Source organism: Pseudomonas fragi (assembly GCF_025426255.1).
Lineage (GTDB): Bacteria > Pseudomonadota > Gammaproteobacteria > Pseudomonadales > Pseudomonadaceae > Aquipseudomonas > Aquipseudomonas kulmbachensis.
Genome location: NZ_CP104861.1, coordinates 3,829,408 through 3,844,296 on the forward strand (window position 1 = coordinate 3,829,408; position 14,889 = coordinate 3,844,296).

Here is a 14,889-nt window from a genome sequence, read left to right on the forward strand (position 1 = left end):
AATGATCGCCAGAGGTTCCTCCAGCCCCGCCATCAGTCGCGGAAGTTATTAAACTGCAAAGGCATGTCGAAGGTTTTGGCACGCAACGCAGCAATCGCGTCTTGCAGGTCATCACGCTTCTTGCCGGTGATGCGCACTTGCTCGCCCTGAATGGCAGCCTGAACCTTGAGCTTGGCGTCCTTGACGTGAGCAACGATCTTCTTCGCCAGCTCTTTATCAATACCTTCCTTGAGCACGGCTTCCTGCTTCATCAACTTGCCTGAAGCATAAGCATCCTTGACCTCAAGGCACTGAACGTCGATCTTGCGCTTGACCAGGGCCAGCTTAAGGATCTCGATCATTGCTTCGAGCTGAAAGTCAGCCTCAGCCGTCAAGTTAACCGTCAGGTCCTTCTCCTTGAACTCGAAAGTGCCCTTGCCCTTGAGGTCATAACGGCGGTCCAGTTCCTTGACGGCGTTTTCGACGGCGTTGGTGACTTCGTGCTTGTCCAGTTCGGATACCACGTCGAACGACGGCATGTAATTTTCTCCAATAATAAAGGGCGCGCTCAACACAGATGGAGCACGCCTGACCTGACAGTTAAAATGCGCGGGCATTATAGCGGTTCTTCGACTTCATTCACTTGCGAGCTCACATGCCAAATTCGGCCCTGTCTCAACCACGACCCAACGTACCCGTCAGGGCATCTGCCACCTGGCACATTCTCGGTGCTGGAAGCATGGGCACACTGTGGGCCACTCGACTGGCGCGTGCGGGCCTGCCGGTCAAGCTGATCGTGCGCAACCCCGCACGCCTGCAAGCCTATGAAGCGGCGCAAGGTCTGACGCTAATTGAAGGCGAACACTCAGTAAAATGGGCCATCAGCGCACAAATCCCCGAGACTGATGAGCCGATCCAGCGCTTACTGGTCACGTGCAAGGCCTATGACGCACCGCAGGCCATTGCACAAGTCGCCGCGCGGCTTAGCCCGAATGCCGAGCTGATCCTGCTGCAGAACGGCCTCGGCAGCCAGCAAGCCATCGCCACCCTGGTACCGCACGCACGCTGTATCTTCGCCTCCAGTACCGAAGGCGCCTTTCGCGACGGTGACTGGCGGGTGGTCTTTGCCGGCATGGGTCATACCTGGCTGGGCGATTCCAACCAGGGCCCTGCTCCGCAATGGCTTGAAGAACTTCAGCACAGCGGCATCAGCTACGAGTGGAGCCCCAATATTCTGAGCCGCTTGTGGCGCAAGCTGGCCCTTAACTGCGCGATCAACCCGCTGACGGTCCTGCACGATTGCCGCAATGGCGGCTTGCAAGCACACAGCGCTGAAGTGAATACCCTGTGTACTGAACTCGGCGCCTTGCTTGAGCACTGCGACCAAGCTGAAGCCGCGATTGATTTGGCCGCTGAGGTAAATCACGTGATCCAGGCCACCGCCAACAACTACTCCTCGATGCATCAGGATGTCACCAAGGGTCGCCGCACCGAAATCAGCTACCTGCTGGGCTATGCCTGCGAAGCCGCGCGCGATCGACAGTTTGCCGTACCGCATTTACAACAGCTGCACCAGCGCTTGAGCGAACACCTGCAGCGGCGCGGATTGCCCTGCGACTGAGCCCCGCGCTACCCTGCCAGCTTGTTCTTCTTTTAGCGGCCATCCCATGCCCTTGCGCCAGCGCCTTGAAAACCTCCCGGTAGGCCAGAAGTTGCTGGCCGCCCTCCTCGCGTTACTGGCAACTGTGTTGCTGGTGGCCAATTTGACGTTTATCAGCGTGGCGTACTGGATCTCCCACGAGAGCACCGCACCACAAGCCTTGCAGACACTGGGGCAGTTAAGCGCCAACCCCGACCTGATCGTTCAGGCTCTGGACTCGCCAGAAAATGCCAAGGCCCTGCTCAATGAAATCGGCAGCTATGCCCCCCTGCGCGCCGCAGCAATTTACGACAGCGCTGGCAATCTGCTGGTGCAATTGCAGCATGGCGAGCACCTTCCACTCCCGGAACACTATCGCCAAATTGAAGCCTGGAGCCTGACCGAACTGCGCAGCCATCAGGTCACACGCCTGCACCACGGCGACCAGCCGCCCGGGCATTTGCTGTTGATCGCCAGCAGCGAACTGCCCATGGCCTTCTACACTGGCACCCTGACCGCCAGCCTGGGCATTCTGGTGTTCAGCATTTTGCTGTGGTTCGTAGTGGCACGACAGATCAAACGCCTGATCACCCAACCCATTCACCGCCTGGAAGAGCTGTCCCGCCAGGTCACGCGCGAAGAGAATTACTCACTACGCGCAGCGCCGGGAAACGACGACGAAATCGGTAGCCTGGCCAAAGCATTCAACACCATGTTGTCGCGAATTGAAGTGCGTGATCAGGAGCTCAAACGCGCCAGGGATGAAGCCCGGGAGGCTTACGATCAAGCTCAGGCGCTGGCCGAGGAAACCCGCAACACCAACCGCAAGCTTGAGCTTGAGGTACAGGTGCGCAGCAAAATAGAGAAAAAACTCACCGGCTTTCAGAACTACCTCAACTGCATCATCGACTCCATGCCTTCAGCCCTGATCGCTCTGGACGAGCAACTCTATGTCACGCAATGGAATCAGGAAGCCAGCGCCCTCTCCGGCACTCAGCTGGATGAAGCCATGAACAAGCCCATTTACCTGGCCTTTGAGCCTCTGAAGCCGTTCCTGCCACAACTCAAAGACACCATAGAACAGCACAGCGTCGTAAAAATTGAACGCGTCACCTGGGGCCAGGGCGAAGACGCTCGCCACTATGCCCTGACCTTCTACCCGCTGATGGGTGGTGGTGGGCGCGGCGTAGTGATCCGCATCGATGACATTACCCAGCGCCTGTCGCTGGAAGACATGATGGTGCAATCAGAAAAGATGCTGTCTGTTGGCGGACTGGCTGCAGGCATGGCTCACGAAATCAACAACCCACTAGGCGCCATTCTGCATAACGTACAGAACATTCGCCGACGCTTATCGAGCGATCTGCCAAAGAACGTCGAACAAGCCGAACAGACCGGCATTGACCTGAATATCGTCAATGAATATCTGCAGGCACGTGAAGTTCCCAAGCTGCTGGACGGCATTCAGCAAGCTGGCGCACGGGCGGCGAAAATCGTCACCCACATGCTCAGCTTCAGCCGACGCAGCAATCGCCAAATGAGCCCCTGTGATTTATCGGCACTTATTGACCAGGCGCTGGACATTGCCAGCAATGATTTCGATTTGGCCATCGGTTTTGACTTTATGGGGCAAGCGATCGTCCGGCAGTTCGATCCACAGCTTGGCCCGGTGCCCGGCATCCCCAACGAGTTGGAGCAAGTGCTGCTCAACCTGTTGAAGAACGCAGCCCAGGCAATTCATCAACGCACCGACAAAAGCGAGCCAGGGCGCATCACCCTGCGCACCAAACTGAACCCGCCGTGGGCCGAAATCCAGGTCGAAGACAACGGAGTCGGAATGCCCGAGCCTGTGCGCAAACGGATTTTCGAACCCTTTTTCACTACCAAGGAAGTTGGCCAGGGCACTGGCCTAGGCTTATCCGTGTCGTACTTCATCATTACCAATAACCACAAGGGCCAAATGGAAGTGAATTCAACCTTGGGCCAGGGTACCTGCTTCACCCTGCGCTTACCCTTGGCTGGTAACCTGATGGCCTCCCCCGAATCAACCATGGTGGAACTGTAATATGGGCTTTCGCTTATCGAAAATTTACACACGCACCGGCGACAAGGGCGAAACAGGGCTTGGCGACGGCCGCCGCGTACCCAAGGACCACCCACGGATAGAAGCCATCGGTGAGGTCGATACGCTAAACAGCCAGATCGGCTTGCTCCTGGCCGCACTCACTGAACATAGCGCCGCGAATCCCGGCCTCACCGAGCTGATTGAAGTACTTGAGCCCTGCCAGCACCGGCTATTTGACCTGGGAGGCGAGTTGGCAATGCCGGTGTATCAAGCGCTCGATAACACTGAAGTCGAGCGACTTGAAAGCGCAATTGATCGCTGGAACGAAGAACTGGGCCCGCTTGAGAATTTCATTCTGCCCGGCGGCTCGAGCCTGATTGCTCAAGCCCACGTTTGCCGCTGCCTGGCACGAAGCGCCGAACGCCGCTGCCAGCAGCTAAATGCCATGGAGCCGCTGACAGGTGTGGGGCTGGCTTACATCAATCGCTTGTCTGACCTGCTGTTTGTCGCGGCGCGCTTGATTGCCAAGCGCCAGGGAATTGCCGAAATCCTGTGGCAGGCGGCGGCAAAGCCGAAGGCTTGATGTCGTTCATTTGTAGCCGATGACGAGTAGAACGAGGCTGCGTCCGACGACGCAGTAGTCGTAAAGCCGATAGACGCGGTAGATCTGAAACAGTTTTACGACTGCTGCGCAGCCGGACGCAGCCTCGTTCTACTCGTCAGCGGCTACATCAGCGGCTACGCTCCCGCGAGACCTGCAACAGGCTACAAATCACATCAAACCTGCGGCCAGAACGCCCGAATCCCGGCAACGCCTTGCGCGCCAATGCTCCAGGCTTGCTGACGATCATCCGGGCCCACCCCGCCCAACAGAAACACCGGCTTGCTGAAGTTGGCGATCAATTGCTGCGCCTGTTCCCAACCCAATGGCGGCGTATCCGGGTGTGTCTGCGTCGGCAGAACCGGCGACAAGGTCACGAAGTCCACGCCCATCTGCTCGGCCAATGCCAACTCTTCGGCGTTATGGCAGGACGCGGCCAACCAACGCTCTTTCGGCAGAGGGCGGCCTTTGGCAGCGTACTTGCGCAATTGCGCGGCGGTCAGATGCCAACCCGCCGAAGGGAAATCCCCCAACCACTCCAGCGGCCCCTTGAGCATCAGTTGCGCCTTGCCTGCACACAGACCGGTGGCATCCACCGCCAAATCACGGTACTTGGGGTCATAACCATTGGGGGCACGCAACGAAACCAGCTTGATACCGCCCGCAATAGCCTTTTGGATACCGCGCAACAGCTCTGGCATTTCCAGACCATCGGGGGTGATCAGGTATTGATCGGGCAAGCGGGCAGCCGCCACAATCGGCTGATTAGCCTCCGGGAACTGGTAATCCGCCAGTTCGCGCTGGCTGACCCAAGCCAATGGCTGACCTTCTGCACCATGGGGATCACCAGCAAAAGCCGAGACTTCCCACACATCCAGTAGAACGTGCTTATCCGGGTAGTCATGCTGAACCTTGATCAAAGGCCGGGCAGACTCAACCACAATACCCAACTCTTCTTTCAGCTCGCGCCCCAACGCAGCTTCGACCGACTCCCCGGCTTCAACCTTGCCACCGGGAAACTCCCAAAAACCGCCTTGATGCTGAGAATCAGCACGACGGGCGATCAGAATTTTGCCGTCTGCGCCTCGAATGACGGCCGCAGCCACATGAACTCGTTTCACCCTTTTACTTCCTCTAATCCGGCCTGTTGCCAGGCTTTAAACGCGGGCCATTGGTAAATGGCGTCGATATAGGCTTCATCTTCGGTCGAAAGAGCAACGTGATATGTACGAAGACGAACAGCTACCGGTGCGAAAAACGCATCTGCCACACTCAGTCGTCCGAACAGATAAGGACCGCTCTCGGTTGCCACTGCGCGGCACTCGGCCCACAGCGCACTGATTCTTTCGATATCGCTCTGTGCCTCAGCAGGCATCGGCACCAACGCCTGATCACGGCTCAAATCAAACGGCAAATTGCCCCGCAGACCAAAAAATCCGCTGTGCATTTGCGCACACGCCGATCGAGCCTGAGCCCGAGCAGCAACATCTGCTGGCCACAACTGTGCCGCCGGGAAGCGCTCGTTCAGGTACTCCGCAATTGCCAACGAGTCAGCGATAGTCCCGTGCTCGGTCTGGAGTAACGGTACTTTTCCCGTTGCCGAATACTGCAAAATAAGTGCCCGGGTATCAGGCTGGCCCAGCCTGATCAGTTGCTCGGTATACGCAACACCCGCCAGATCCAGCGCCAGCGCGCCGCGCAGGGACCACGAAGAGTGCAACTTGTCGCCAATGATCAGGTGAAAGCTCATAGATAGGCACCTTGAGAAAAGGAGGAGCTGAAGATCCGCGAGGCACCCCGGCCTGTCAGCGCAGAATCGGCTGACAGGTCCGCGATGTCGAGACGACTTAGGTACGGTACTCGGCGTTGATTTTCACGTATTCATGGGACAAGTCAGTGGTCCAGATAGTCTCGCTGCATGCACCACGGCCCAACTCGATACGGATGGTGATTTCCTCACGAGCCATTACCGCCGAGCCCTGCTCTTCGGTGTAAGTGGCTGAACGCGCGCCGCCGCTGGCGATGCATACTTCACCCAGGAACACATCAATCTTGCTCACGTCCAGATCCGGCACGCCAGCACGCCCCACAGCGGCCAGGATGCGGCCCCAGTTCGGGTCAGAAGCAAACAGCGCGGTCTTGATCAGTGGCGAGTGAGCCACGGTGTAACCCACGTCCAGACACTCCTGATGGTTAGCGCCGCCATTCACTTCAACGGTAACAAACTTGGTTGCGCCTTCACCGTCACGCACGATGGCCTGCGCCACGTCCATGCAAACGTCCAGTACTGCCTGTTTCAGCGCCGCAAACAGCGGACCGCTGGCTTCAGTGATTTCAGGCAAGGCCGCTTTGCCGGTAGCAATCAACATGCAGCAATCGTTGGTCGACGTATCGCCATCAATGGTGATGCGGTTGAACGACTTGTTGGCGCCATCGAGCAACAGGTTCTGCAGTACTTCACGGGCAACTTTGGCGTCAGTGGCGATGTAACCCAACATGGTAGCCATGTTCGGACGGATCATTCCCGCGCCCTTGCTGATGCCGGTCACGGTGATGGTCACACCCTCGTGCTCGAACTGGCGGCTGGCACCTTTGGGCAGGGTGTCGGTGGTCATGATGCCGGTTGCGGCCTCAGCCCAGTTGTTCTCGGAGAGGTCGTCGAGAGCGGCTTGCAGTGCACCTTCGATCTTCTCGACCGGTAGCGGCTCGCCAATTACACCGGTGGAGTACGGCAAAACGGCGCTGGCATCTACACCGGCCAACTCGGCCAGTGCGGCGCAGGTACGGGTTGCCGCAAGCAGCCCCGGCTCACCGGTGCCCGCATTGGCATTGCCGGTGTTGGTCAGCAAATAGCGAACCGGGCCTTGTACGCGTTGCTTGGCCAAAATAACCGGCGCTGCGCAAAACGCGTTCAGGGTGAAAACACCGGCCACGCTGGAGCCTTCGGCGCAGCGCATAACCACCACATCCTTGCGTCCTGGACGCTTGATACCGGCAGAAGCGATACCCAGTTCAAAACCGGCCACCGGGTGCAAAACAGGCAAAGGACCAAGACCAACAGCCATGACGCGCTCCTAAATAAGTTCTGTGCGCCGCCGCAAAGGGACGGGAATTCAATGGTAAAACGCCGCGACGGCTAATGCCGGTCGCGGCGCAGGTGTATCAGCAGTTGAAACGGGCGTTAGTTGATTTGCCCGTGACAGTGCTTGAATTTCTTGCCCGAGCCGCAGTAGCACAGCTCGTTGCGGCCCAGCTTCTGCTCGTTACGAACAGGCTCGACCACCACATCAGCCACATCAGCGCCTTCCAGCACCTGGGCCAATGCGTCCGGCTGATCAAGGCCTGGCGCTTCGGCATGTTGGAACTGCAAGCGCGAAGCCAGATCTTCAGCTTCCTGACGCAGACGCGCCTCTTCAGCTTCCGGGTCTTCGCGACGTACCTGTACATGGGACAACACACGGATCGAATCACGCTTGATCGAATCAAGCAGCTCGGAGAACAGGTTGAACGACTCGCGCTTGTACTCCTGCTTCGGGTTCTTCTGCGCATAACCGCGCAAGTGGATACCGTGACGCAGGTGGTCCATGGTCGACAGGTGGTCTTTCCACAGGTCATCCAGTACACGCAGAACAATTTGCTTCTCGAACGTGCGCAGCGCTTCAGGGCTCGCCTGCTCTTCTTTCTCGTTGTAAGCCGCCAGCAATTCGGTCAGCAGCTTCTCACGCAGGGTTTCTTCGTACAGGTGGTCATCTTCGTCGAGCCATTGCTGGATCGGCAGCTTCACCCCAAAACCGGTTTCGATTGCAGCTTCCAGACCTTTGACGTCCCACTGTTCCGGCAACGATTGTGGCGGGATGTGCGCGCTGACGGTGCTGTCGAGTACGTCCTTGCGGAAGTCGGCAATGGTTTCACCGATGTTGTCGGCAGCCAGCAACGTGTTACGCATGTGATAAATCACTTTACGCTGTTCGTTGTTGACGTCATCGAACTCCAGCAATTGCTTACGGATGTCGAAGTTGCGACCTTCAACCTTGCGCTGAGCCTTTTCGATCGCGTTGGTCACCATGCGGTGCTCAATTGCTTCGCCAGACTGCATGCCCAGGGCCTTCATGAAGTTCTTCACCCGATCAGAGGCGAAGATGCGCATCAGGCTGTCTTCCAGCGACAGATAGAAACGGCTGGAACCCGCGTCACCCTGACGACCGGCACGACCACGCAACTGGTTATCGATACGGCGCGATTCGTGACGCTCGGAAGCGATTACATGCAGACCACCCGACTCCAGCACTTGCTGGTGACGTTTTTGCCAATCGGCCTTGATCTGTGCGATCTGCTCCGGGGTTGGATCTTCGAGGGAGGCGACTTCCACTTCCCAGTTACCGCCCAACAGGATGTCAGTACCGCGACCCGCCATGTTGGTAGCGATGGTCAGTGCGCCTGGACGACCGGCCTGGGCAATGATTTCGGCTTCTTTTTCGTGGAACTTGGCGTTCAGAACCTTGTGCTCGATGCCTTCCTTGTGCAACAGGTTGGACATGTGCTCGGAGGTTTCGATGGTCGCTGTACCCACCAGTACTGGACGGCCCTTGGCCATGCAATCCTTGATGTCAGCCACAATCGCCGTGTACTTCTCGTCAGCGGTGAGGAACACCAGGTCGTTGAAGTCTTTACGCGCCAGTGGCTTGTTCGGCGGGATAACCATCACCGACAGACCATAGATCTGGTGGAATTCAAACGCTTCGGTGTCTGCAGTACCGGTCATGCCCGAGAGCTTGTTGTACAGACGGAAGTAGTTCTGGAAGGTCGTGGTAGCCAGGGTCTGGCTCTCTGCCTGAATATTCAGGCCTTCCTTCGCTTCGATAGCCTGGTGCAGGCCTTCGGACAAGCGACGACCCGGCATGGTACGCCCGGTGTGTTCGTCGACCAGCAATACCTGGCCGTCTTCAACGATGTATTCGACGTTGCGATTGAACAGCTTGTGAGCGCGCAGTGCAGCGTACACGTGGGTCAACAGCCCCAGGTTGTGCGCCGAATACAGGCTCTCGCCTTCAGCGAGCAAACCGATCTGGGTCAGCATGTCTTCAACAAACTGGTGGCCGGCTTCGTTCAGCTCAACCTGGCGAGTCTTTTCATCAATGGTGAAATGACCAGCTTTGGTAACTTCACCTTCAACTTCTTCGACGTGCAGTTCAAGACGCGGGATCAGCTTGTTGATTTCGGTGTACAGCTTGGAACTGTCTTCGGCCTGGCCGGAGATGATCAGCGGAGTACGGGCTTCGTCGATGAGGATGGAGTCGACTTCGTCGATCACTGCGAAATTAAGCTCGCGCTGGAATTTTTCTTCCATGCTGAAAGCCATGTTGTCGCGCAGGTAATCGAAACCAAACTCGTTGTTGGTACCGTAAGTGATGTCGGCGGCGTAGGCTTCACGCTTTTCTTGAGGCGGCTGGAACGGTGTTACAACACCTACCGTCAGGCCCAGAAATTCGTACAGCGGACGCATCCAGTTGGCATCGCGGCGAGCCAGATAGTCGTTCACGGTAATTACGTGCACGCCTTTACCAGACAGCGCATTGAGGTAAACCCCAAGGGTCGCTACCAGGGTCTTGCCTTCACCGGTGCGCATTTCAGCGATCTTGCCTTCATGCAAGGTCATGCCGCCGATCAGCTGAACATCAAAGTGGCGCATGCCCATGACACGTTTACCCGCTTCGCGGCAGACCGCAAAGGCTTCTGGCAACAGTTGGTCGAGGGTCTCACCTTTGGCTATGCGGGCCTTGAACTCTTGGGTCTTGGCGCGCAATTGCTCATCCGTCAGAGCAACCATTTGCTCTTCGAAGGAATTGACGACCTGAACTGTCTTGAGCATGCGTTTAACTTCGCGCTCGTTCTTGCTTCCAAAAAGTTTCTTTAACAAAGGCGCAAACATATCGGCAGGATCTTCCACACATAGGGATGGAGGGCGGCCCCGAGAGTCGCCCGAGCAGCCCTGATGGCCGCATGCGAACGAGCATTCTACCCGGAAACGGCGGTGAGGAAAGTGGCGTTATTCCACGATACCGGTACTGCGTTGTAATGGGGCCTCCCTAAAATAAGGGCTTTTTGCTGAACTTCAACCCATAAGCACCTGAAGTTACTCATTGATTTCATAAATAAATTTTGACGAGCCCGGATCCGGGCGAGTGAAACAGGAGGTTTCTGCTAAGATTGCTGCTCTGTTTTCTCAGGTGTCTGAACATGGCATTTCGCCCACACCCAGCACGGGCACCCTCCGTTCTGCTCCGCGAGGCCAAGCCCCTAAAAGCCATTTTTGGCCATGCAAAGCGTCTGGCACACCTGCAACGTCTGCTTGAAAGCCAGCTCCAGCCAGCTGCACGCGAGCATTGCCACGTCGCTTCATGGCGTGAAGGCAGCTTGTTGCTGATCGTGACTGACGGTCACTGGGCCACTCGCCTGCGTTATCAGCAAAAACGCCTGTTGCGCCAATTACAGGTATTTGACGAGTTTGCCAGCCTGACCCGGATTTTATTCAAGGTGCAGCCGCCTACGGTGCAGGCCAAGGTCGTGGGGCATACTCTGGATTTATCCGTCGATGCAGCCCAGACCATTCAGGCAACGGCCGACGGCATTACCGACCCGGCCTTGCGCGCCGCCCTTGAGCGCCTGGCGAGTCACGCCAAACCAAAACCCTGACAACCCCGAACACCTGTAGCTGCTGCCGAAGGCTGCGACAAGTTCCGCAGGACCTCCAAAAAGCATGACTGCTGCGCAGCCAATCACAGCCTGCGACAGCGGCTACATATCCATTGTCCCTACTTGCGTTTGCTACCGCCCAACAGCGAGCCCAGCAGTCCACGCACCAGCTGACGGCCCACCTTCCCCGCTGCCTGGCGCGCCATGGACTGCAACGCCTTGCCCGCAGCGCTACCCAAAAAGTCACCGGCCTGATCCAGCAACCCCGGTTCATGCGGCGCAGCCTGTGTTTGCGCTTGCGGCGCCACTCCCTTACGGGCCATCAACACTTCGTACGCAGACTCCCGATCAATGGGCTTGTCATAGCGCCCCTGCAACGGCGAACCAGCGATCAACGCCGCACGCTCAGCTTCGGTCAGCGGGCCAATGCGTGATTGCGGTGGCGCGATCAACACGCGCTGAACCATGGCCGGAGTGCCCTTGTCCTCAAGCATGCCCACCAACGCTTCGCCCGTGCCCAACTCAGTCAGTACCTCCAGCGCGCTGAACGCAGGATTAGGGCGAAACCCGTCAGCTACCGCCCTGAGGGACTTCTGCTCTTTGGCCGTAAAAGCCCGTAGCCCGTGCTGGATACGCAAACCCAGCTGCGCAAGCACAGTGTCTGGCAGATCCGCCGGAGATTGAGTGACGAAATATACCCCGACCCCCTTGGAGCGAATCAGCCTTACCACTTGCTCCAGACGGTCTTGCAACGCCTTGGGCGTTCCCGCAAACAACAAGTGTGCTTCGTCGAAAAACAGCGCCAGCAACGGTTTATCCGAATCGCCACGCTCCGGCAGTTGCTCGAAAAGCTCGGCCAGCAACCACAAAAGAAAGGTCGCGTAGACCTTCGGTGCTTCATGCACCAGGCGACTCGCATCAAGCAGATGAATCCGCCCACGACCATCGCTGGCCGGTTGCAAAATATCTTCCAGTTGCAGTGCCGGCTCACCAAACAAGTCTTCAGCCCCCTGCTGTTCAAGCGTCGCCAGGCGACGCAACAGCGCCTGACTGGAACCGGTGGTCATCAGGGCCGCGTCATCCCCCAGCACTTGGGGGTTATCGCGCAGGTGATTGAGGAGTGCCTTGAGGTCTTTGAGATCGAGCAACAGCAAACCTTCACGGTCTGCCACCTTGAAGGCGGCATAGAGCGCCGACTGCTGGCTGTCGGTCAGCTCCAGCAAACTGCCTAACAGCAAGGGACCCATTTCACTCAGGGTGGTTCGTAATGGATGGCCGGTCTTGCCCTGTATATCCCACAAGGTCACCGGATACGCTTTGGCCTGGTAATTGAGCCAAGGCATACCCGCAATCCGCTCTGCGATCTTGCCCTGAGGGTTGGCCGCTGCCCCCAAACCGCACAGATCGCCCTTGATGTCGGCGGCGAAGACCGCAACCCCCGCATCACTGAACTGCTCGGCCAAGCGTTGAAGAGTGACGGTTTTGCCCGTCCCCGTGGCGCCTGCCACCAGACCGTGGCGGTTTGCCAAGCGCAAGGATTGAGCGATGGACTGACCCGAGAGGTCAGCACCAAGTACTAGAGCAGAAGTGTCAGGCATTTTGCCACCTTTGATTAATCTTTCGCGATCGCGGGTCGATACACCGTTAATGCTAGACCAGAAAAAACCGGATTTAGCGTCGTAAAGCGCCTTGATAAATGGACCATCTGCCCTGTTCAGGCAGTGATTTGCGGATCACGCGTTTTACCAGAGTGTATGTCTCACACTTTTAGACCTTAGCGGACCCTTCAAGCCATGAATAAAAACCTACGTTTCAGCCATAAAATCCTGCTTGCCGCGTCCCTGATCGTAATAGCCGCCTTCTCGCTATTTACGCTGTACAACGACTTCTTGCAGCGCAACGCCATCCGCAACAACCTGGACAACTACCTTAACGAAATGGGCAGTGTCACAGCCAATAACATTCAGACATGGTTGGGCGGCCGGATTCTGCTGGCTGAAAACCTTGCCGAATCAATCGCCAATACTCCAGAACCAACCCAGGTGACGAACCTGCTGGAGCAAAAAACCCTTAGCCGCACCTTTATGGCGGTTTACTTTGGCGACAGCCAGGGCGGCTTTACCATTCGCCCCGACAGCAAAATGCCTGACGGCTACGACCCGCGCACCCGGCCTTGGTACAAGGATGCGTTGAACACCAGCACCTCAAGCCTGACCGAACCTTATATAGACGCAGCCACCGGGCAGATGGTTATTTCCATCGGTGCTCCGGTGAGAAAGGCCGGGCAAACCCTGGGCGTGGTCGGTGCCGACCTGACCCTGCAAGCCATCACCGACAGCATCAACGCCCTGAACTTCAACGGCATGGGCTACGCCTTTTTGATCAGTGCCGACGGCGAAATCCTGGTGCACCCGGACAAAACCCTGGTGAAGAAACAGCTGAAGGATATCTACCCGCAGGACACGCCTGCGATCAACGCCGGGTTCAGCGAGATCCAGGCCGACGGCAAAACCCGGATCGTGACCTTCACTCCCGTCAAAGGGCTGGGCACGGTCAACTGGTACGTCGGTTTGTCGATCGACAAGGAACAAGCCTTCGCAGCGCTCAGCGAATTTCGCACCTCCGCAATTATTGCCACAGTGATTGCCGTGGTCTCGATCATCGCCCTTCTCGGCCTGTTGATCCGCCTGCTGATGCAACCGCTGCACGTAATGACCCGCGCCATGCAGAACATTGCCGAAGGTGAAGGCGACCTGACACGCCGTCTGGCAGTGGAATCCCAGGATGAGTTCGGCACCCTGGGCAGTGCCTTCAACCGCTTTGTCGAACGCATTCACTCCTCGATCAGCGAAGTGGCCTCGGCCACCGAACAGGTCAACGAAGTTGCCTTGCGTGTCGTCAGCGCATCCAACTCATCGATGCTCAACTCTGACGAGCAAGCGAGTCGCACCAACAGCGTCGCGGCAGCCATCAATGAGCTGGGCGCCGCCGCACAAGAGATCGCCCGCAACGCGGCCCAGGCCTCACACCAGGCCAGCGATGCTCGCGGCCTGGCCGAAGAAGGTCAGCAAGTGGTCGAGCGCAGCATCAGTTCGATGCAGAAACTGTCGCAAATGCTCGGCACGTCCAGCGGTCATATCGAGTCGTTGAACGACAAGACGGTGAACATCGGACAGATCCTGGAAGTGATCACCAGCATCTCTCAGCAGACCAACTTGCTGGCACTTAACGCTGCCATTGAAGCAGCTCGCGCTGGTGAAGCCGGGCGCGGCTTTGCCGTAGTGGCTGACGAAGTTCGCAACCTGGCACACCGCACCCAGGAATCGGCGCAGCAGGTACAAAAAATGATCGAAGAATTGCAGATCAGTGCCCGCGACTCAGTGAACACCATGGAAGAAAGCCAGCGTCATAGCCAAGACAGCGTGGAAATTGCCAACCGCGCAGGCGAGCGCCTGATCAGCGTGACCGAACGCATTGGTGAAATTGATGGCATGAACCAGTCCGTCGCCACGGCAACCGAAGAGCAAACGTCGGTGGTCGAGTCGATCAACATGGACATTACTGAAATCAATACACTCAACCAGGAAGGAGTCGAAAACCTTCAGTCAACGCTTCGAGCCTGTTCCGACCTGGAACAGCAAGCTGCGCGCTTGAAGCAACTGGTGGGCAGTTTCCGTATCTGATTGGCAGGGAACAGCTTCAAGCTCGCCGCTTGAAGCTTTCTGCAACGCCTCCCAAAGCCTGGCGGCATCAGGAAATTCGGTGCCGTCCTCGGGGCTGAGGGCATCCGGGTCGTAGCGACTCAAACAGCCTTCACCCAAGGTCGCAGGCGCACTGGAGGTGGCCTTGTCGAGCGGGTCACTCATGTCACCTCCCCTGCACTGCTGCAAACCTGTGGGAGCTGGCTGCCTG

General features: G+C 57.5%; 12 protein-coding genes and 1 pseudogene. 6 read left to right on the top strand and 7 right to left on the bottom strand.

Annotation, left to right across the window (positions count from 1 at the left end):
• Nucleotides 1-32: 32 nt before the first annotated feature.
• Complete coding sequence (locus tag N7D90_RS17775; protein ID WP_019823277.1) at nt 33-518, bottom strand: YajQ family cyclic di-GMP-binding protein; 486 nt, start codon at nt 516-518, stop codon at nt 33-35.
• A 200-nt stretch (nt 519-718) separates the two neighbouring features.
• On the opposite strand from N7D90_RS17775, the gene N7D90_RS17780 reads away from it, so the two are divergent.
• Genes N7D90_RS17780 through N7D90_RS17790 form a run of 3 tightly spaced genes read left to right on the top strand, consistent with a single transcriptional unit; the run spans nt 719 to nt 4,266 of the window.
• Nucleotides 719-1,600 carry a putative 2-dehydropantoate 2-reductase gene (locus N7D90_RS17780; RefSeq protein ID WP_315968123.1) on the top strand — a complete coding sequence of 294 codons (882 nt, stop codon included), beginning with the start codon at nt 719-721 and terminating at the stop codon, nt 1,598-1,600.
• 46 nt (nt 1,601-1,646) lie between these two features.
• Nucleotides 1,647-3,683 carry an ATP-binding protein gene (locus N7D90_RS17785; RefSeq protein WP_261739228.1) on the top strand — a complete coding sequence of 679 codons (2,037 nt, stop codon included), beginning with the start codon at nt 1,647-1,649 and terminating at the stop codon, nt 3,681-3,683.
• A gap of 1 nt (nt 3,684) precedes the next feature.
• On the top strand, nt 3,685-4,266 hold the full coding sequence (locus tag N7D90_RS17790; RefSeq protein ID WP_261739229.1) for a cob(I)yrinic acid a,c-diamide adenosyltransferase: 582 nt from the start codon (nt 3,685-3,687) through the stop codon (nt 4,264-4,266).
• A 194-nt stretch (nt 4,267-4,460) separates the two neighbouring features.
• On the opposite strand, the gene N7D90_RS17795 is transcribed toward N7D90_RS17790, so the two are convergent.
• From N7D90_RS17795 to secA, 4 genes are all read right to left on the bottom strand, one after another.
• The gene (locus N7D90_RS17795; RefSeq protein WP_261739230.1) at nt 4,461-5,405 is read right to left on the bottom strand and encodes a Nudix family hydrolase; all 945 of its coding nucleotides are present in this window, start codon (nt 5,403-5,405) and stop codon (nt 4,461-4,463) included.
• Nucleotides 5,402-6,034 (bottom strand): glutathione S-transferase family protein, encoded by a 633-nt coding sequence (locus N7D90_RS17800; RefSeq protein ID WP_261739231.1) that lies wholly within the window; start codon nt 6,032-6,034, stop codon nt 5,402-5,404. The genes N7D90_RS17795 and N7D90_RS17800 overlap by 4 nt, the downstream gene beginning before the upstream one ends.
• A gap of 97 nt (nt 6,035-6,131) precedes the next feature.
• Nucleotides 6,132-7,349 carry a bifunctional glutamate N-acetyltransferase/amino-acid acetyltransferase ArgJ gene (gene argJ / locus N7D90_RS17805; RefSeq protein ID WP_261739232.1) on the bottom strand — a complete coding sequence of 406 codons (1,218 nt, stop codon included), beginning with the start codon at nt 7,347-7,349 and terminating at the stop codon, nt 6,132-6,134.
• Nucleotides 7,350-7,465: 116 nt separating this feature from the next.
• Nucleotides 7,466-10,213, bottom strand: coding sequence for a preprotein translocase subunit SecA (secA, locus tag N7D90_RS17810; protein ID WP_261739233.1), 2,748 nt, complete (start codon nt 10,211-10,213; stop codon nt 7,466-7,468).
• Nucleotides 10,214-10,521: 308 nt separating this feature from the next.
• Here secA and N7D90_RS17815 point away from each other — a divergent pair, with 308 nt between their 5' ends.
• Nucleotides 10,522-10,977, top strand: a complete 456-nt coding sequence (locus N7D90_RS17815) for a DUF721 domain-containing protein (RefSeq protein ID WP_261739234.1) — start codon at nt 10,522-10,524, stop codon at nt 10,975-10,977.
• Between the two features lie 119 nt (nt 10,978-11,096).
• On the opposite strand, the gene N7D90_RS17820 is transcribed toward N7D90_RS17815, so the two are convergent.
• Nucleotides 11,097-12,575: a DUF853 domain-containing protein gene (locus N7D90_RS17820; RefSeq protein ID WP_261739235.1), complete on the bottom strand. Its 1,479-nt coding sequence runs from the start codon at nt 12,573-12,575 to the stop codon at nt 11,097-11,099.
• A 339-nt stretch (nt 12,576-12,914) separates the two neighbouring features.
• On the opposite strand from N7D90_RS17820, the pseudogene N7D90_RS24715 reads away from it, so the two are divergent.
• Together N7D90_RS24715 and N7D90_RS24720 are read left to right on the top strand one after the other, a co-directional pair.
• A pseudogene (locus tag N7D90_RS24715) lies at nt 12,915-13,754 on the top strand (cache domain-containing protein); the annotation flags it as partial.
• Between the two features lie 141 nt (nt 13,755-13,895).
• On the top strand, nt 13,896-14,660 hold the full coding sequence (locus N7D90_RS24720; RefSeq protein WP_395247149.1) for a methyl-accepting chemotaxis protein: 765 nt from the start codon (nt 13,896-13,898) through the stop codon (nt 14,658-14,660).
• Here N7D90_RS24720 and N7D90_RS24725 read toward each other — a convergent pair.
• Nucleotides 14,583-14,843, bottom strand: coding sequence for a hypothetical protein (locus tag N7D90_RS24725; protein WP_395247131.1), 261 nt, complete (start codon nt 14,841-14,843; stop codon nt 14,583-14,585). The two genes, N7D90_RS24720 and N7D90_RS24725, sit on opposite strands and share 78 nt — an antisense overlap.
• Nucleotides 14,844-14,889: the final 46 nt, after the last annotated feature.